Consider the following 18,606-nt stretch of genomic DNA (forward strand, 5'->3'; position numbering starts at 1 on the left):
GTTGAACCCGGTCTTTCAGTAAGTTAGTTCTATCTGACATCCGGCGCGCGGTAGCTCGTCGGGTGGTTGGCTAGCAGGGCCAAAGAGGGAGCAGGCTATTGATCGATTTCAACTTTGACCCGGCCAAGCGACGCCTGGAGGCGTGTTATCGCGGCTTTTGGTCAGCGGAAACCGCGAATGCCGCGTTGTTACAGATGAAAGTGGCGCTCGACGGCGCTTCGGTAGGCGGACAGTCCTTTACGCTGCTCGACGATTTCCGGGATTGGTCAACCCAAAATCCGGAAGTGGTTGCGATCAATATGCAATTTGCGACATTGTGTCGACGCTACCCTATCAAGCGCAATGCGATGATTATTCCCTCTGCCTTACTGCGCCTGCAGATAAACCGAACTGTGCAAGACCTTGGGTTCTGCCGGGCGTTCAGTACATTTGATGAGGCGGATTCATGGCTGGGGGAGATAGAGCCTTGCTCCTGAACTGCCAGAGTGTCAGCGCATATCGGTTGCCGACGCGGGCAATAGACTGAAGCTTAAAACACGCCTGTATAGCGGACGTGGCTCTTGGCCTCTCATGATACAAGCCGCCGGAGCGGGCGGCGGTCAACTCCGAGGGATGGGATGGCGATCCGGTCGTCCGGCAGAAGTTGCTCGACATCGAGGCCGCACCCTGTCGATGCCAATCGCGATCAGTGTTGTCCCGCATTGCGCTGTAGCGATGACGATGCAAGGGCTTGCCGACGGATCGGCAAGCCCCTTCCTTTTGCGGACGGCGTTTTTCAGGCGCGCATGAGTGGATCGCTGATCCCGTGATGTCCCGTTTCGATACGCCCTGCGAGGCGTATGTCCATGCCCGGCGTAGCGACGGTCAGGTCGTACCAGTCCTCGCTCTTTGCCACCTGCCAACGCTCGCTTGTGCTGCTGCCGCCCACCACCGTGACGATGCGGTCGCTGTGGATACCATAAGCATCCTTGCCGAGGGTGATGCTGGCGGGCGTCGCGCCACGGTGCGCGAGTCGCAGACGGACGGCCTTACCCTTCGCATCATAGCGTGCGTTGAGAACGGGCGCACTTGCGGCTTGCGCAAGATCGCCGGAGAAGCCGCGCAGGTAGCCATTGGGGCCGAGCACGACGAGATCGAAGCGGCTATCCTTCGTGGCGGCCCATTTGTCTTCGAGCGACTTGCCGGGTTCCACGGTATAGCGTCGAGGAATCTGGTTCAGCTGATGCTTGTCGTACACATGAAAGACCGCGCCGGCCTTTCCCTCATTGGTGAAGGTCAGGGTAAGCGCATCGCTGGTGGCGACCGCGTCGACATGAAGGACGTAGGGCAAGGCACGCGAGCGACGGACGCCTGCTTCCTGAAACATGTCCTGCGGGGCGCGAGGAGGCAGGATTTTGGGGCGGGTAAGATGCTCGGCGAGGACCGTACTTGCCCTGCTGACATCCGGCAGTTTCGGGAAAGCCTTGTCGCCGTTCTGCGTGAAATCGAAGCAGCTTGTAAGGTCGCCACACACGGCGCGATGCCATGGGCTGATGCCAGGGATCGTGACGCCGAAGCGCTTTTCCAGGAACTGGCCGACCGAAGTATGATCGAACACCTCGCTGTTGACCCAGCCGCCACGGCTCCATGGCGAGACGACATACATGGGCACGCGGGGACCAAGACCCCAGGGGCGCGTGGTGCCGCTCACATCGTCGTCGCGCGATGTGTATTTGTCCTCATGATCGTCGAAGTATTCGCCAGCCAGATCGAGCGTTGCCTTTCCCGCCATCGTTCCGTCGCGATTGTAGGAGGGCGGCGCGGGGGGCGGAACATGATCGAACAGGCCGTCATTCTCGTCGAATGTCTGGAAGAAAACGGTCTGGCTCCACACGTCGGGATTGGCCGTGAGCGCATCGAGTACTTGCGCCGTGAACGCAGCGCCTTCGATCGGGGTGGAGGCGCTGGGATGTTCCGACCGTTCCTTGGGCGGCAAAACCCATGACACGGCGGGGAGCGTGCCGTCCTTCACGTCCTTCGCGAACTGTTCGAGCGAAAATTCGCTCATGCCGCGTTTGTAGAGACCCGAATCAGGCTTGGCTTCGCGGAAGCCTTTGAACGCGAGGCCGCCGTGCATAGCGCCGGTCCAGTTGTCGTTGGGGTTCTGATAGATGCGCCAATCGACCCCAGCTTCTTCCAGCACTTCGGGAATGGTAGCCCATTCCAGCGCATTTCCCGCGTAGGTGTAGCCCGGTTCCGGCAACGCGCCCTTGATCCAGCAGCGCAGGTTGTTGGGTTCCGAATGCGTGTCCTGGCAGTTGGTGCCCTGCGACGCTACCTTCGGATCGAAGCTGGAGCCTGACCAGAAAACGATGCGATTGGGATCGGTGCCGCTCGTAACGGAGCAATAATAGGCATCGCAAATGGTGAAGCCTTCAGCGAGCGCGAACTGAAAGGGGATGTCGTCGCGCTTGTAATAGCCCATCGAATAATCGGTTTTATACTTGGGCCACAGACCGAACTTGCCCTGGTTCCATGCCGCCTGCGCGTCTGAGAAGCTGTGCGGTGTGCCGGGAACCTTGAGCGCATTGGTCCGCTCCGTGTCCAGATGGAATGGCGGCAAGTCGCGCACGCCATTGGATTGCCACCAGACAGGTCGGTTGCCGGGCAGCGGGATCGGATGCCGATCGCCAAAGCCCCGGACGCCCTTCATCGTACCGAAATAATGGTCGAACGAGCGGTTCTCCTGCATCAGGATGACGATGTGCTTCACGTCGGCGATCGTGCCGGTCACGCGCTTGGGCGGGATGGCGAGCGCGCGGCCTATGCTGCCAGGGAAGGCGGCTATGCCTCCGGCAATACTGGCGGTCTTGAGGAAATCGCGTCGGTTCTTCAGGGACATGGCACAGGCTCCGATGGTTTTGAGGCGGCTTACAAAAGGGACTTGCGCAGTCGACACGCGCTGCGGTCGAGCAGCAGGACGACGATGAAAATGGCGATCAGGATGGTGCCGACATGCCCATATTCATACATGTCGTAGCGGCCCTTCAGTTCCTGGCCGATGCCGCCTGCGCCGACGAGACCGATAACGGTCGCCATGCGGACGTTCCGGTCGAGGATGTAGAGCGTGTAGGCAATGTATTGGGGCAGCACCTGAGGCAGGATGGCGTAGCGCCACATAACGATCTTGCTTGCGCCGATCGCAGTCAAAGCCTCCTGCGGGCGGGGATCGGCATTCTCGATGTCATCGGCGTAGAACTTGCCAAGGAAACCCGCTCCGTACAAACCCAGCGCCAATATGCCCGCGATGGGCCCGAACCCATAAGCGATCACCAGGAACAGTGCGCTGACCAGCTCTGGAATGGCGCGACAAAAGCCGATCACGCTGCGCGCCACCATGCGGATCGCCGCAAACCGCATCATGTTGCGCGCGCCGAGCAGCGCCAGCGGAAAGCCGACCATGATGGCGACGATTGTGCCCCAGAGCGCGATTTCCAGCGTCTCCAGCATCTTGGTAGCGACCAGCCATGCATAGCCCAGCGGCTGTACAAGATAGGTCGTGCGGACGGGACTGCTTTCCATGCGCAACGTCTGCGGATTGATTGCTTCGCCACGACTTTCGACGGTTTCGAGGTGGGAAAGCAGCGGCAGGTCGTCGGGATCGAATCCCTCGATGCGGGCAATGTCCTGCCTGTCGGACAACTGGATGGGGACAAGCTGCCCGATGGCATTGCCGAGGCCGTCGGCGACCTGCGATCGCCCGAACGGTCCGAACTGTACCGCGACGGCTTCCGTCGTCATGGCAATCATGCGACCGATCTCGACACGCTGCCCTGTATACCAGAGCAGGAGCGCCGCGCCGATAAGCACCAACACCGTGCGGCTGCCATAAGGGCGCGGATAGGACCATCCGGTGTGCGTCGACGCAGTCATGCCGCCACTTCCTCCGCAGGCACGACGGCTTCCCTTTTGGCATAGATGCGCTTCGCATCATGCGTGTCCAGCATTGCGGGCGGGCCGTCGAAGATGACCCGGCCGCCCTGCAAGGCGACGATCCGGTCAGCATAATCCTTTGCAAGATCAAGCTGGTGAAGACTGCACAGTACGGTCGCGCCGCGATTCAGTGCCTGAGTGCGCAGCAGATTTAGCACCTCCCGACTCAGCCGCGGATCTAGGCTGGCGACCGGCTCGTCGGCAAGGATGACAGCAGGGTCGAGCATGAAGGCGCGGGCGATGCCAACACGCTGCTGCTGTCCGCCCGAAAGCCGTTCGATGCGGCGGCGAAGATGGGCTTCCTCCAGGCCGACCGCTGCGATGAGCGAGCACACCTTGTCTTGCAATTCAGCCGGATAGAGCCCCGACAGCGAACGCCACATTGGCATGGCAGGCACGGCGCCCGCCATGACGTTCGTGGCAACGCTGGCCCGGGCGGCCAGTCCATAATGCTGGTGAACCATGCCGATCCGCCGACGCAAAAAAGGAAGCGTCTTCCGATCGACCGTCTTGCCGCCGACGATCACCCGTCCGGCAGTGGCAGGCGACAACCCGTTGACGGTGCGCAGCAAGGTGGACTTGCCAGCGCCCGAATGGCCCAGGACGACGCAGAATTGCCCGGCGGGTACGGTGAACGACACGGCGTCCAGCGCACATGTCCCATCGGGGTAATGAACGGTCGTGTTCTCGAACTGGATGTTCATCGCCGTTCTGCCGATTTCTTGAGGATTTCCCCCTTCATCGCATCGCTGACCATTGCCATTTTCTGCGCAGCGGGTGCGAATTTCGCGGCAGAGAAATGCGCGTCATAGCCGTCGACTTGTCCGCCGCCATAGCCGCGGATCATTTCAGGAGTGATGCCGGGTTCCTGCGCGATATTCTGAAACGCGGTCTTCAGGCGATCCCGGGTGGATACCGGCAGGCGGCTGTTAACGACAAGCGGCGGATAGGGGATGGGATCGCTGCGCGCGATGATCTTTACGTCACGTACGCCGGGCACATTCTCGCGCACTGCTTTTTCGTAGCTTTCAAAGGACAGGGCGGCCACATCCACGCGACCCTGCAACAGTGCCGCAAGACTGCTGGCATGACTGCCGGTTAGGCGCACGTCCTTCAGATCCTTGGCTGGATCTATCCCGGCGTCCATCAGCATCGTCAGTGGAAAGACGAAGGACGAGGTGGAATTGACGTCACCGAACGCCACTCGCTTGCCGCGCAGGTCCGCGATCGCGGAGATGGGCGAGTCTTTGCGCGCGAACAGTCCGGCATAATAGACCGACGCGCCGGATTTTACCGCCACCGCCAGCAATTCGGCGCAGCCTCGATCCTTCGCTTGCAGATAGGTGACCGGCCCGACGAAGGCGATGTCGGCGGCACCGTTACACATGCCCTCAACCACTGCCCCATAGGATTGCGCGACCTTCAGGTCGAAGGTCAGCCCAGTGCTGCGCGATACGGCGTTGAAGATCGGCTGGTAATCCGCCAGCGTGCCGCTTTCCGTGCCGCCATCTGCTGGAATGAGCAGAACATGAAGGGGCTGCGCCTGCGGACCTTTCTGCATCACCAAGAACAGGCCTGCTCCCCCTAATGCCAGCACCAGCAGTGTAGCGATCATCCACCGTTTCATAAGCACATCCATCCTATCCCGCCCTATCGGTAGCCGCGTTCGGGATAGGAGAATGCTGTGACATGGCGATGAACGCTCAGAAGCTGGTCGTGAAGGAGCCGTAGACTGCGCGCGGTTTGCCCTCGAACTCGTAACCGTAGAAATAGGCGTCGCTGTTCAGCGCAATTTCGCCGCGCAGAAATGCCGAGCCGAAGCGCTGGTTACCGTAGCCATAGCGTTCGGCATATTTCTCGTTGGTTATATTGACGACGCGGATCTGGAAGCGGTGCTGCCGCTCGTTCCCCGCCCAATAGGCGATTGAACCGTTCATCACGAAATAATTGCCGAAGTTGTGACGGTATCTGGCGCGCAAGGTGCCGTCAGGCTGGCGGACATTCGGGCCGCCGGTAGCAAATTCCGGTCCCTGATAGCGGGGCAGCAAGGTGATGTGGAACCGGTCGTTCGCACTGTGCCACGCGACATTGCCGGTGATCATATATTCGGGCGTCTCGTTGATCTGAAAATCGGTTCCGCCCAGTCGGGCCTGCTGTTTGGTGTAGTTGATGTTGGCCGTGAACTGTTTTCCCAGAATGAAGTCCACGTCCGCCGTGATGCCCCGGATTTTGGTGACGGCGGTGTTATTGAACCAGGTGTTCGGCGTCAGTCCGGACGTGCCCTGAATGCGGTTGCTGATGTCGGTGCGAAACGCGCCTACTTCGGCGTTGATCTGCAGCGTACCGAAGGATTTGCTGAACCCGACGGCGCCGTTGTAGGTTTCGGTCGTTTCGGTCTGAAGATTGGGATTTCCCACCTGCGTGGGGCTGATCGAGAAAAGCTCATTGGTACGCGGCAGGCTGTAGGACGTGCCCCCATTGCCGCGGATGTAGAATGGACCGACTGGCTGCCGGAACCCGAACTTCCAGATCGTCTTTGAGTCGAAACTCTTGGCAAAATCCGTACGGACGGCGAGCGAAATTTTCGTATTCGGGCTGAAAGGAAGGACCGGCCTCGCGTCAAGATACAGTCCCGTAATCGTCGTCGAGGAATCCCCCACCGGGAATACGGGGTCGGAGTCATCCTTGTAAGACACCACCTGCACCCCTGCCACGAGCTCGATCAGCTTTGGGAATGTGAAGGTGTTGCGGAAATTAAGGCCGCGCTCCTGGAAACCGCCGACCTTGGAATTGGGACCGAACCCCTTATTGGGATAAGGAGTCGAGCGACCCGTGGCGTCGCCAAAGCGGATCGCCTGACCATTGATATTCACGCAGCCGGCACGGTTGGTGCAGGTTTCGGCAAATGTCTCGGTATTGTTGAGCTTGGGATTGCTCCAGTAACCGGACAGCTCCGTGTAAACCTTGTCAGACCAGCGTCGGTCGATCGAGAAATCGACGATGGGATAGCGCACCCGGTTGGGCGAGAATGTCTCATTGTCCGGGAAGGCATCCTGGAACTCGATCTGCGTGTATTGGCCGTTCGCGCGAAACTCCGTCTTGTCGTCCACCTTCCAGAGATATTTGATGCCGACATTGTTCCGGTTGAGCGGATATTTCTGAATGCCGCCTGCCTTCGCGACGTTGTCGACAAAGCTTTCCGGCGCGAAGATGCGGGGGCCGTCGGTCTGCTGGCTGCTGCCATAGACCATGAAACTGTGACGCCCTTCGGCGTCCAGCGCGAACTTCGCGTTGCCCCACAACTCGCGCGAGTTGAACTCGCCATAGCTTGCGCCCAGTTCCACCTTGTCGGTGCCATCGGGGCGCTTGGTGACAAGGCTGATGACGCCGATTCCGCCATTCGATCCGAAGAAGAGGCTGTTGCCGCCGCGGAACACCTCCACCCGTTCGATCATGTGCGGGTCGATCGTCGTCGAACCCCAGATGTCTTCGAGCGCAGGGCCGCGATCATAAAGCGGTACGCCATCCAGCACGACAAGCGTATCGCGGTCGCCGCCGCCATCCAGGCGGATCGTATATTCGCCTTCGTCGGGCGAATAGCCGATGTTCGCGCCTTTGATAAGGAACTGCGCCACTTCCGCGAAATTGCTGGCGCCGCTGGAGGCGATGGCCTGAGAGTCGACGATCTGAACATTATTTCCGTAGATGGCGGCTTCGGCGGCCAGTTTGGTCGTTTCGACCCTTTGTCCGGTAACAACGATGGACGGATCGTTCTCAGCTTCGACAGATGCCGCCGGTGCTTGCGCCATCGCGATGGAAGGCAACAGGCTGACGCCCAGCAACAAACCGAGATGTTTGATCACGCATTGTGATCGGCCGTGATTGTGTGAGTGTGTCAGCATGAAGGAACCCCCGGAAATAATGGCGTTGCCGGGCTGCACCGCGCCTGCTGGGCGACTCGATGGTGCAGCGCGTCAATCGCTTGCAGGGCTCAGATAGGAGGGCGATGTGACAGTTAAATGAAACTTACTCAATTATAAATTGCATAAAAAATGAGTTTTACTGTTGATCATTGTGCAATCATGTCGAGCATAATGAGGTTGGCTCAATTTTGTATGAGATCGAAATTCTGCTAGGGCAGCATGGAGAAGCAATCAGGACGACCATGCCGACACCCACATCCAAGCGCCGCGCTCTACCGACGACAGATCATCGTCCGATCGACAACACGCTGAACCGTATCCGGGTTGCCCAACCCGGAATGGCAAAGGGGGCCAGTCGAATCGCTGACTACATCCTGGCCCAGCCCGAAAAAATCGTGAGCATGTCAGTGACCGAACTGGCTGAAGAAACCGGTGTCAGCGAAGGCAGCATCATCAATTTTTGTCGCGGGATTGGCCTTTCGGGCTTCCAGCAGATGAAGCTCAGCCTCGCACAGGAGATCGTGCAGCCCGTTCAGTTCATCCATGAAGATGTCGCGCGCGACGATGACATGGATACGATCTGCCGCAAGGTTTTCCATTCGGGTATTCAGGCCCTGCGGGATTCCCTGTCGGTGTTAGACCCGGTTGCCCTGTCTCGCGCCGTTGACATGATCCGCGCAGCGAAACGTGTTGAAGTCTATGGGATCGGCTCATCTGCTCCAATTGCAGAGGACACGCATTATCGGATGTTACGTATCGGTCTGGATGCGCGGGTCGTTGTCGACAGCCATGTTCAGGCGATCAGTGCATCGCGCTGCGACCCAGACGTGGCGGTGCTGACAATCTCGCACAGTGGTGCGACGCATGAAACAGTGGCATCCACCCGGCTGGCCAAGGAAGCGGGCGCGAACACCATAGTCATCACTAATTTCGCGCGTTCGCCGATTCAGGCCTATGCCGATATAGTGCTGTTCACAATGGCGCGCGAAACGAGCTTCAGGACGGAGGCCATGACCAGCCGCATCGCCCAGCTATGTGTGGTCGATGCTCTTATCGCTGCGCTTGCTTTGGCAGATTATGAGCGTTCCACCGAAACCTTGCGTCAGACGTTCGATGTACTTTCGATAAAGCGTTTCTGACCCGCAGGAGGGCTTACCAGGCGAGCATGTCCTCGAGTGTCAGTTCGGTGCCGGGCCCAATCAATATCGGATGGATGCCGTAATCGGTGGCGCCCTTTCCGTCCGTCAGCGGATTGTCGCCGATCATGACGGCCTGATCGGGGGAAACGCCTGCAATGTCGCAGGCTCGAGAGAAAAGTAGCGGACCGGGTTTGCCGACCGTCATCACGGGAGTGTTTGGCGCACAGGCCAGTAATGCCGCCAGAACCGCTCCGGTTTCAGGTACGATTTCCCCATCTGTCCCGGGGTGCGTTACATCGCCATTGGCAACGATCAGTCTGGCGCCACCATGCAACGCATTCGCCGCCCTGCACAGTTTGGCGTAGGTGAACCGCGTGTCGCGCATCAACAGTATCTGGTCCGGTGCTTCACGAACGAGCGTCAGGCCCATCTGCCTGGCACATCCTTTGATCCGCGCCGAGCCGAGCAACATGACCCGTGCATGTTTATCCTGGCTGGTCCACCGAACCGCCTCGGCGCCTGCCAGAACGATCCGTTCCGCCGGAATATGCACACCGGCCTGCTGTAATATACGGGAGAAATCCTCGGGCAAATGCGTCGAGTTATTCGACAGGATGACGATGCGATCGCCATGCCGCTGAAGCAATGTCCGCGCGCCCGGCACAAGCCTGCTGCCGATCATCACGCAGCCGTCCCAGTCAAGAAATATGGCGGCGGCTCGCTGAAATGCTTGTTGCGGTGATCGAAAAGGGGGCATGCTAACATGCGGATTACTCAATTGCATTAGCCACCCTCTCAGAGAGGCTCTCGAAATACTCATATTATTTTGATTGTAAAGTGAGATAAACTCAAAAAAGTTGGGTCGTTTTGGTGCGTCTGCTTTTGCGCAATCGCATCTCGGTTGAGGCACCGCTCTCTTAAACTAGGCATAATGTGATTTTGCTCGGCTCCTCAATCAAAAGCGCATCAGCCTTGTGAGCGATATGCCTATCTGGCGCCGACGCATGCAATACTTCATGGTTGTGTTGAGGACTGACCATGCGAGCCTCTAGAGGCGGCAGGACATGGGCCATTGTAATTCTGCAATGTTGCCAGTTCGTCACATCATTTAAGGAGCGGAACCTATTCTTTGCAACGTGGCTTATCCCAGTGGGCCTGTTTGAATGGAGAATGAAAATGGCGGACTCAGCCGACCCAGTAGAATATGGCGGATCGTCGGGTGGATGGGGTTCGGTACGCGGCATGATCGGCACTCTGGCTCGCGAACTTTCTTCTCCTGGAGCGCTCGAAACACTGCGCAACCAGAACAAGCCCGGGGGGGTCATGTGCACCAGTTGCGCCTGGGGCAAGCCGAAGCATCCTCATGCATTTGAGTTCTGCGAAAATGGCGCGAAGGCCACCTTATGGGAACTTACTACCCATCGTTGCACACCGGATTTTTTCGCGAAACACAGCGTATCGGACCTGCGCGGCTGGAGCGATCATGACCTAGAGCATGAGGGGCGACTGACGGAACCGATGCGTTACGATGCTGCCGTCGATCATTATGTGCCTTGCAGTTGGGAGGAGGCATTTTCTTCCATCGGTGCGGAATTGCGCGGGATAGATCCCAAGTCAGCGGTCTTCTATGCGTCCGGGCGGGCGAGTTTAGAAACATCCTATCTCTATGCCCTGTTCGCGCGGCTTTATGGGCATAACAACCTGCCTGACAGTTCCAACATGTGCCACGAGACGACGTCAGTGACACTCAATCAGTTGATGGGGTCACCGGTAGGCACTTGCATCCTTGACGATTTTGAGCAGTGCGACGCGATCTTTTTTTTCGGGCAGAATACGGGGACCAATAGCCCACGTTTCCTTCATCCATTACAGAAGGCGGTGAAGCGGGGATGCAAGGTCGTGACCTTCAACCCCATCCGCGAGAAAGGGCTGATAGCTTTCACCAATCCGCAGAGTCCGACCGAGATGCTGACTGGCAAGGATACGGAGATCAGCTGTCAGTATCTTCAGGTGCGCGCCGGAGGCGATATCGCCGCCATTATGGGCCTGTGCAAATATGTACTGGCGCAGGATGATGCGCGCGGCGGTACGATCATCGACCGTGCTTTCATCGATACCCACTGCACCGGTTTCGAGGAGTTCCGCGCCCGCGCCGATGCGACATCATGGGAACAGATTGAGCTGGAGTCGGGCCTGAGGCGCGCAGATATCGAGGAAGCGGGCCGCATCTATGTGGAGGCGGAGCGGGTAATCGGCGTCTATGGCATGGGCCTGACGCAGCATGTGCATGGCTTTGAAAATATTGCGATGTTGGTGAACCTGCTGCTGATGCGCGGCCATATCGGGCGGCCGGGCGCTGGGATCTGCCCCGTGCGTGGTCATAGTAATGTGCAAGGTCAGCGTACGGTGGGTATTTCCGAAAAGCCCGAGCTGGTACCATTGGACAAGTTGGCCGAGCAGTTCGGCTTCGATCCGCCGCGTGAGCACGGCATGACGACGGTTAAAGTGTGCGAAGAGTTGCTCGAAGGCAACGTGCAGGCCTTTATCGGACTGGGTGGCAACTTCCTGCGCGCGATCCCAGATCAGGGGCGGATCGAATCGGCATGGGAAAATATGCGGTTAACGGTGCAGATTGCCACCAAGCTCAATCGTAGCCATTTGTTCAACGGCAAGATCGCCTATCTGCTCCCTTGCCTGGGCCGCAGTGAAGAAGATCTGCAGGCAGGTGGCGCGCAGACGGTAACGATTGAGGATAGTTTCAGCCATATCCACGGGTCGATTGGCCATAGGAAGCCTGCCAGCAAGCATCTGAAATCTGAACTGGCAATCGTAGCGGGTATCGCCAAGGCGACACTGCCATCCAATCCCAAGGTGCGCTGGGACGATTGGACAGCCGATTATGCGCTGGTCCGCGATTTGATCGCCGACACGTATCACGAAGAATTTCACGACATGAACGCGCGCATGTTCGAGCCGGGCGGCTTCTATCGCGGTAATGGTGCGCGCGAACGCATCTGGAAGACTGAGAGCGGCAAGGCGCAGTTCACTGCCCCAGCAATGCTGGCCGCCACCGATGTGGCCGACGCGCCGGGCCGCTATCGGCTGGTCACGGTTCGGTCGAACGATCAGTTCAACACGACGATTTATGGCTATAGCGACCGGTTGCGCGGGATCGAGGGCAAGCGGGACGTCATCCTGATCAATCCCGCCGATATCGAACGGGCCGGACTGGTCGCTGGGCAGCGTGTGACGTTGGTGGGCGATGCTGGCGACGGCCATGTGCGACGTATCGAGCGACTGGAGATCGTACCTTACAATCTGCCCAATGGGACGATCGTAGGCTATTATCCTGAGCTCAATCCTCTGATTGCCCTTTCCCACCATGATCAGCATTCGAAAACTCCCGCCAGTAAGGCGGTGCCTGTTAGGATCGAGGCGATAGGTTGAGCAGCGCTGCACAAACAATCGAGGACCCTGTCGGTGACGCCATCGCCGAGGCTGCGCCCGCCGCGCTTGCAGCCAAGGCGCAGCAGCCTGCGGGGCGCATGATTGTACTGGCGATATTTGCGGGTGCATTCATTGCCTTCGGATCAGTCGCTTCGCTCGTAGCACAAGCGAATATGGGCGATGGTGGGTCTGTGCATATGCTGTCAGGTATCGCCTTTTCTGTCGGGCTCATGATGGTCATGATCGTGGGCGCGGAGCTGTTCACTGGCAACACGATGATGGCGCTTGCGACACTCACGGGAGATCTGGGCGCCGGACGAATGGCCAAGGCGTGGGCGGTTGTGTGGATCGGCAACTTGGCTGGCAGCGTTGCCATTGCTGTATTATTCCATGCGGCAGGAGGACTCTCCGACGGCGTAGGTGAAGCGGCGAGCGCGCTGGTCAAGACCAAGCTGGGCAAGTCGGCACTCGCGATATTCTGTTCAGCGATATTGGCGAACATGTTGGTGTGCCTGGCCGTGTGGATGGCCATGAGCGCTAGAACGATACCCGCCAGGATTTTGGCGATTGTCGGTCCCGTCACGGTCTTCGTCAGTGCGGGCCTGGAACATTCGATCGCTAACATGTCGATCCTGCCCCTCGGCTGGCTGGCGGACGCTGGTCAAGTGCCGGATTTAGTTGGCGGCTTTGCCAATCTCGCGGTCAGCACAGCGGGTAACATTGTCGGCGGCGGCGCTGTGGCACTGGGTGTCGCCTACGGCCATGACGTCTGGCGCAGGGCGGGGTGATTGCTGGTATGACGAAGGGGGGCGAATGACGAGCTATTGTGGGCCGCCGCCCTTGCCCGATCAGGCCATGCTAGTCTGGAATCTGGACCCGGTGCTGCTGGCGGGATTGGCAATTTGTGCTTTGTTTGCCCTGCGTTTGCCCAAGGTGGGCCCTGCAATGGCTGCGGTCGCGGTTCTGGCGGTGACGTTCGTCTCGCCCTTGTGTGCAATCAGTGTAGCTTTGTTCACGGCCCGCGCGGTCCACCATATCCTGATCGTCACGATTGCTGCGCCCCTGTTCGCGCTGGCCTTTCCCAGCCGAACGGTCACCATGATCGGCCCAGCGTTCGTTGCGGCTACGGGCTTGCTGTGGGCTTGGCACTTGCCATCGCTTTACGATGCGGCGCTCACAGATGCGAGGATCTATTGGCTTATGCAGGTGAGCCTGCTCGGATCGGCTATCTGGTTCTGGCGCTGCCTGTTTGCTGCGCCGCTAGTGTCCGCCACAATGGGCACGATCGCCGGGATGGCGCAGATGGGCATGTTGGGGGCGCTGCTGACCTTTGCTCCTGCTTCGCTCTATGTCGCTCATGCCGGAACGACGCTCGCCTGGGGGCTGCCCCAGCTTCTCGATCAGCAGTTGGCGGGCCTGGTCATGTGGGTCCCGGGCGTTATTCCCTATGCCATTGCGCTGGCATGGATCGCCCGGTGCGGTTGGATGCGGGCGAGCGTTACGGCATGATCGTGGCGATCAAATTCCTGCATATCGCCGCTTTGTGCCTGTGGTGTGCGGGGCTGATAGGTTTGCCACTGGTGCTGGCACGGCATCAGGCCAACGACGATCAGAGCGAATATGCGCGCCTGCGCGTGATGACGCATCGTGCCTATACCGGCATCGTCACGCCAGCTGCGGTCATCGCGATTGTGATGGGCACCGCCTTAGTTTTTCTTCGTGGCCTGTTCGTGCCGTGGATGTTCGCCAAGCTGGTGGGAGTGGGCGTGCTGGTATTACTGCATGCCTGGATCGGGCATGTCACCCTGATTGCAGGCGAACGGCAAGGCAACTACGATCCACCGCGCGGCTGGCCGGCGATGACCGTCACGATCGCGACCAGTGCGACGGTGGCGATCCTGTTGCTCGTGCTGAGCAAGCCGATCTTGAGCGATCAGCTGGCGCCTGAATGGCTTATGCGACCGCAGGATCAGCCATTGCCGGTGGACGAGGTGCCGATTTGATAATCGAACACCAGCTTTCCGCCATGCCAGCCCGTGACGGCCGTGAAGGCAGCCGCGAAGGCGGACAGGAGCAGGCCCCAAGGCAACACAGCCTGTTCAAAGCCGGATGTCAGCCGATAGCCCCAATTTGCGCCCAAAATCGACAGCAGCATCACCGCGATGATGAAGTGGGTCCAACTTGCAGCGCGCGCACGGATGCCTGCGACCAGCAGCAGTTCGACCGTTCCGGATATGCCCGCCAACACGCCCAGCAGGAACGCCATGCCACTGGCCCACAACGCAGCGCGCGCCCAGAAAATGTCGCCTGTCCACCAGTAAAAGGCGTCTGCGCCCAGCGTACACATGGCGAGCGCGACCGGGAAGGCCACAAGCATCGCGTGGACCGGGTGTCCGGCCACCGCAATTTTCGATTCCGTGCGGTGAAAGTGGGGTTGCGCCGAAACCGGGTCGATCAATGCGTCCTCGATTTCCGCCTTCTGTTCATTGAGTGCGGCCATCGGGGCATCATGCACCGATTTGGTCGAACTATGCCAGCCATGATCGTGGGTGGATGCGGCGGGCCGCTCTCCACGCTCGACACGGCGGGACCGGCGTCTAGCGATGTAGCGACTTTATGGTGGGTCATGCTGTCGGGCGCAGCCATGCTGACGTTATTGGTTCTCACGCTATTGTTGCTGGCTTTTTCGCCGCGCAATCGTCCTTTCAAAAACGGCGGGCGGTTGTGGATATGCTGGCTGGGCGTGGCAATGCCTAGCGCGGTGCTGACGGCGTTGCTGGGCTATGCGCTGATACTCGGTGAGGGGTCCATTGCCGAACCCGTGCCGGGACGGGTAACGGTCGAAGCCACCGGACATCAGTGGTATTGGACGTTCAGGCAACCCGGATCGAACAGCGTGATTGCGACGCGCGGGGTGCTGCATATACCTGTTGGTCAACCGGTTGACGTGCGGGTCGGATCTGCGGACGTAATCCATAGCTTTTGGGTGCCGCGTCTGGGGGGCAAGATGGATGCCATCCCGGGCCAGATCAACATATTGCGCATTCAGGCCGATCGGTCGGGTGTGTTTGAGGGGCAATGTGCGGAATTTTGCGGTCTGAACCATGCGACCAACCGGTTCCGCGTCGTCGCCCATGATGAACGGGACTGGGCCCGGTTCCAGCAGGAGGGCGGCCGGTGAACGCCTTGCGTCACCACCGGGCGCTCACCGAGATTTGGGGCACGCCGCGCGGATGGCGCGGTACGATGATATCGGTCAATCATTCCGACATTGGTAAGCGCTTCATTTTGGCCGCCTTCGCCTTCTTTGCTATCGGCGGGGTACTCGCGATGCTGATCCGCGCGCAACTGGCGACGCCAGACAGCGCCTTTGTTGGACCAGCCATCTATAATCAGTTGTTCACGATGCATGGCAGCATCATGATGTTCCTGTTCGCCATTCCCATGTTCGAAGGACTGGCACTATACCTGTTGCCAAAGATGCTGGGCAGCCGCGACATGGCGTTTCCGCGCCTTTCGGCTTATGGCTGGTGGTGCTATCTGTTCGGCGGAACCATCCTGATCGCGGCGTTGGTGCTGGGCGTCGCGCCCGATGGCGGATGGTTCATGTACACCCCGCTTTCGTCCAAAATCTATACGCCTGGCATCAATGCCGATGTCTGGCTGCTTGGCATTACCTTCGTCGAGATTTCGGCAATGGCCGCGGCGATCGAGATTTGCGTATCGATACTGAAACTGCGTGCGCCGGGGATGCGGCTGGACCGGATGCCGCCGTTCGCCTGGTATCTGCTGATCACCGCAATGATGATGATCGTCGCCTTTCCGCCGCTGATCCTGGGGTCTATCCTCCTGGAGCTGGAGCGGGCGTTCGACTGGCCTTTTTTTGATCCAGCGCACGGCGGCAGTCCGCTCTTATGGCAGCATCTGTTTTGGCTGTTCGGCCATCCGGAGGTTTATATCATCTTCCTGCCGGCCGCTGGTGTCGTCTCGACAGTGCTGCCGGTGATGGCCCGCACGCAGATATTGGGATATGGCGCGATCGTCGCGGCTTTGATCGCGCTGGCATTCCTCAGCTTCGGGCTGTGGGTCCACCATATGTTTACGACCGGCATTCCGCATATGGCGCTGGGGTTCTTTTCCGCAGCCTCCGCGCTGGTCGCTGTGCCGACCGCGCTGCAAATATTCGCGTGGATCGGGACGCTGTGGAACGGTCGCCCGGAACTCAAGCTGCCGATGCTCTATCTCCTCGGTTTCTTTCTAGTGTTTGTGCTGGGTGGCTTGACGGGCGTAATGCTGGCGATGGTGCCGTTCGACGGGCAGGCGCATGACAGCTATTTCGTCGTCGCGCATCTGCATTATGTGCTGGTCGGGGGCTTCATCTTTCCGATGATGGCAGGCGCCTATTATTGGCTACCTCATTTCAGCGGCAGGTCGCGCGTGCCTCGGTTGGGTGAGGCGGCGTTCTGGATGATCCTTGTCGGATTCAACCTGACATTTTTCCTCATGCACTTGACCGGCCTGCTAGGTATGCCGCGCAGGATCTACACCTATACGGACGATATGGGCTGGACCTGGCTCAACCTGCTGTCGTCCGTGGGCAGTTTCGTGATGGCGTTCGGCTTTGCGTTGTTCGCGCTGGACGTAGGTCTGCAAATCGCGCTGTCCCGCCGCAGCCGTCGCAATCCATGGGGAGCGGGGACGCTGGAATGGGCTATGCCGATCCCCGCGCCCGCTTATAATTTCGCCAGCCAGCCAGAGGTGGCGGATCGCGATCCGCTGAGCGGCGACCCCTTGCTAGCGCTGAAACTGGCGCGTGGCGAGGGCTACCTCGCGCAGGCGCGGCATGGCTGGCGCGAGACAATGGCGGTAGACAGCAGCAGCGGCGCCATCGATCATGTTGTGATCCTGCCAGGCAATAGCCGCCTGCCCATTGTCACTGCGGCAGTGACTGGGTGCTTTTTCCTGTCCGTGCTTATGGGATATTATTGGATGGCGCTGTTGCCGGTCATGGCAGTCATCGGGCTTGGGTGGCGCTGGGCATGGGCGCTGGGATCACGCGCAGATGTCGGGCCTATGGCAATCGGCAAGGGACAGACGGCCCTTGTTCATCGCGAAGCGGCGGGCGGACCGGCATGGTGGGGGAGTATTTTCCTGCTGGTCGCTGATTCCGTGCTGCTGGCGTCCTTGCTATTCGGCTATGCATTTCTGTGGGTCGTGGCGCCGAATTGGCCGCCGCCGCAGACGATCGACGGCGGTTTGGGCGTCGCCATAATGACAGCGCTCTCGGGTTCGGCAGCGGTGTTTCTGGCGCGGCGGTCGGAGGCTTCAGGCCGTCAAGGATCGTTGGGAATGGCGGGACAGACCGCCATCGGGGCCGCCTGTGCGCACGGAGCTTCCGCCATTGGGCTGCTGGTGATTGGCATCACCGCCCTGCCGCCGCCCAGCAACCACGCATATGCAGCCGTCGCATGGGTATTGCTGGCTTATGGCATCCTGCATGCTCTGGTCGCTCTGCTGTGCGCGGCGTTCGTTCGCGCGCGCATTGGCGGAGGCTATATTTCGGCGAGGCGTTTCCGGGAGTTTGAGATCACGCGGCTGTTTGGCGATTACTCTGGGATGGTCATACTGATCATACTGCTTTGTCTTTTCATGCCGAGCATCGCGCTATGATGTTGTTGGCGCGCGCGAGCATGGGAATGATCTGGTGGGCGTTCGGATTTTCCCTTCTCTACGCCCTGCACGGGCTGGGCTGCGCTAACGGTTGGATTAGTGTGTCGCTAGCGGGCGGGAGTCTTTTCCGATGGATATTGGTTGGTATCTGGCTCGTGCTGGGATTTGGTGGGGCCATTGTCATCCGTCGGGCTTGGATTATGCCAGTGGGGTTCGAACGGAGTCTGGCCGTGGCGTGCGGCATCGCCGGCTTTTTCGGAACGGCTCTAACGGGAACGCCCCTCATGGTGTCGTCTACATGCTAGGCAAGCTTGACGCAGATCAGCCCCACTACAACGGCACCCGTCCAGTTCGGTTCTCTACCCGATCTATAGCCTGGTACTATAGGGCGCGATCAAATCACCGTTCTTGCTTTACATATACGCGCGATGCTGCGGCAGGCTTCGCTTATGAAC

At 59.4% G+C, this 18,606-nt stretch carries 15 protein-coding genes; 8 read left to right on the forward strand and 7 right to left on the reverse strand.

Going from position 1 to position 18,606, the window contains the following annotated elements; translation table 11 throughout:
• Positions 1–98: 98 nt before the first annotated feature.
• On the forward strand, positions 99–476 hold the full coding sequence (locus tag LQ220_RS20595) for a hypothetical protein (protein WP_230189991.1): 378 nt from the start codon (positions 99–101) through the stop codon (positions 474–476).
• A gap of 299 nt (positions 477–775) precedes the next feature.
• Here the strand turns inward: LQ220_RS20595 and LQ220_RS20600 are convergent, their stop codons facing one another.
• The 5 genes from LQ220_RS20600 to LQ220_RS20620 form a co-directional block, all read right to left on the reverse strand.
• Positions 776–2,881 (reverse strand): phosphocholine-specific phospholipase C, encoded by a 2,106-nt coding sequence (locus LQ220_RS20600; RefSeq protein ID WP_230189992.1) that lies wholly within the window; start codon positions 2,879–2,881, stop codon positions 776–778.
• Positions 2,882–2,910: 29 nt separating this feature from the next.
• Positions 2,911–3,912 (reverse strand): phosphonate ABC transporter, permease protein PhnE, encoded by a 1,002-nt coding sequence (gene phnE / locus LQ220_RS20605; RefSeq protein WP_230189993.1) that lies wholly within the window; start codon positions 3,910–3,912, stop codon positions 2,911–2,913.
• Positions 3,909–4,676: a phosphonate ABC transporter ATP-binding protein gene (locus LQ220_RS20610; protein ID WP_230189994.1), complete on the reverse strand. Its 768-nt coding sequence runs from the start codon at positions 4,674–4,676 to the stop codon at positions 3,909–3,911. The genes phnE and LQ220_RS20610 overlap by 4 nt, the downstream gene beginning before the upstream one ends.
• Positions 4,673–5,599, reverse strand: a complete 927-nt coding sequence (locus tag LQ220_RS20615) for a phosphate/phosphite/phosphonate ABC transporter substrate-binding protein (RefSeq protein ID WP_230189995.1) — start codon at positions 5,597–5,599, stop codon at positions 4,673–4,675. Before LQ220_RS20615 ends, LQ220_RS20610 begins: the two co-directional genes overlap by 4 nt.
• Before the next feature lie 76 nt (positions 5,600–5,675).
• Entirely contained in the window at positions 5,676–7,835 is a 2,160-nt protein-coding gene (locus LQ220_RS20620; RefSeq protein WP_230189996.1) for a TonB-dependent receptor plug domain-containing protein, read from the reverse strand.
• A 302-nt stretch (positions 7,836–8,137) separates the two neighbouring features.
• On the opposite strand from LQ220_RS20620, the gene LQ220_RS20625 reads away from it, so the two are divergent.
• Positions 8,138–9,034 (forward strand): MurR/RpiR family transcriptional regulator, encoded by an 897-nt coding sequence (locus LQ220_RS20625; RefSeq protein WP_230189997.1) that lies wholly within the window; start codon positions 8,138–8,140, stop codon positions 9,032–9,034.
• Between the two features lie 13 nt (positions 9,035–9,047).
• On the opposite strand, the gene LQ220_RS20630 is transcribed toward LQ220_RS20625, so the two are convergent.
• Positions 9,048–9,818, reverse strand: coding sequence for an HAD hydrolase-like protein (locus LQ220_RS20630; RefSeq protein ID WP_354958321.1), 771 nt, complete (start codon positions 9,816–9,818; stop codon positions 9,048–9,050).
• A gap of 392 nt (positions 9,819–10,210) precedes the next feature.
• On the opposite strand from LQ220_RS20630, the gene LQ220_RS20635 reads away from it, so the two are divergent.
• Genes LQ220_RS20635 through LQ220_RS20650 form a run of 4 tightly spaced genes read left to right on the forward strand, consistent with a single transcriptional unit; the run spans position 10,211 to position 14,484 of the window.
• Positions 10,211–12,481 carry an FdhF/YdeP family oxidoreductase gene (locus tag LQ220_RS20635; protein WP_230189998.1) on the forward strand — a complete coding sequence of 757 codons (2,271 nt, stop codon included), beginning with the start codon at positions 10,211–10,213 and terminating at the stop codon, positions 12,479–12,481.
• Positions 12,478–13,269, forward strand: coding sequence for a formate/nitrite transporter family protein (locus LQ220_RS20640; protein ID WP_230189999.1), 792 nt, complete (start codon positions 12,478–12,480; stop codon positions 13,267–13,269). The genes LQ220_RS20635 and LQ220_RS20640 overlap by 4 nt, the downstream gene beginning before the upstream one ends.
• A gap of 25 nt (positions 13,270–13,294) precedes the next feature.
• Positions 13,295–13,990 carry a cytochrome c oxidase assembly protein gene (locus tag LQ220_RS20645; protein ID WP_230190000.1) on the forward strand — a complete coding sequence of 232 codons (696 nt, stop codon included), beginning with the start codon at positions 13,295–13,297 and terminating at the stop codon, positions 13,988–13,990.
• Positions 13,957–14,484: a CopD family protein gene (locus LQ220_RS20650; protein ID WP_230190001.1), complete on the forward strand. Its 528-nt coding sequence runs from the start codon at positions 13,957–13,959 to the stop codon at positions 14,482–14,484. The genes LQ220_RS20645 and LQ220_RS20650 overlap by 34 nt, the downstream gene beginning before the upstream one ends.
• Here the strand turns inward: LQ220_RS20650 and LQ220_RS20655 are convergent.
• Positions 14,451–14,981, reverse strand: coding sequence for a DUF2231 domain-containing protein (locus LQ220_RS20655; RefSeq protein WP_230190002.1), 531 nt, complete (start codon positions 14,979–14,981; stop codon positions 14,451–14,453). The two genes, LQ220_RS20650 and LQ220_RS20655, sit on opposite strands and share 34 nt — an antisense overlap.
• Before the next feature lie 30 nt (positions 14,982–15,011).
• Here LQ220_RS20655 and coxB point away from each other — a divergent pair, with 30 nt between their 5' ends.
• Positions 15,012–15,662: a cytochrome c oxidase subunit II gene (coxB, locus tag LQ220_RS20660; protein ID WP_230190003.1), complete on the forward strand. Its 651-nt coding sequence runs from the start codon at positions 15,012–15,014 to the stop codon at positions 15,660–15,662.
• Positions 15,659–18,151, forward strand: coding sequence for a cytochrome c oxidase subunit I (gene ctaD, locus LQ220_RS20665; protein WP_230190004.1), 2,493 nt, complete (start codon positions 15,659–15,661; stop codon positions 18,149–18,151). The genes coxB and ctaD overlap by 4 nt, the downstream gene beginning before the upstream one ends.
• Positions 18,152–18,606 lie beyond the last annotated feature (455 nt).

This window comes from Sphingobium sp. CECT 9361 (genome assembly GCF_918741285.1).
In the GTDB taxonomy this organism is placed as follows: domain Bacteria; phylum Pseudomonadota; class Alphaproteobacteria; order Sphingomonadales; family Sphingomonadaceae; genus Sphingobium.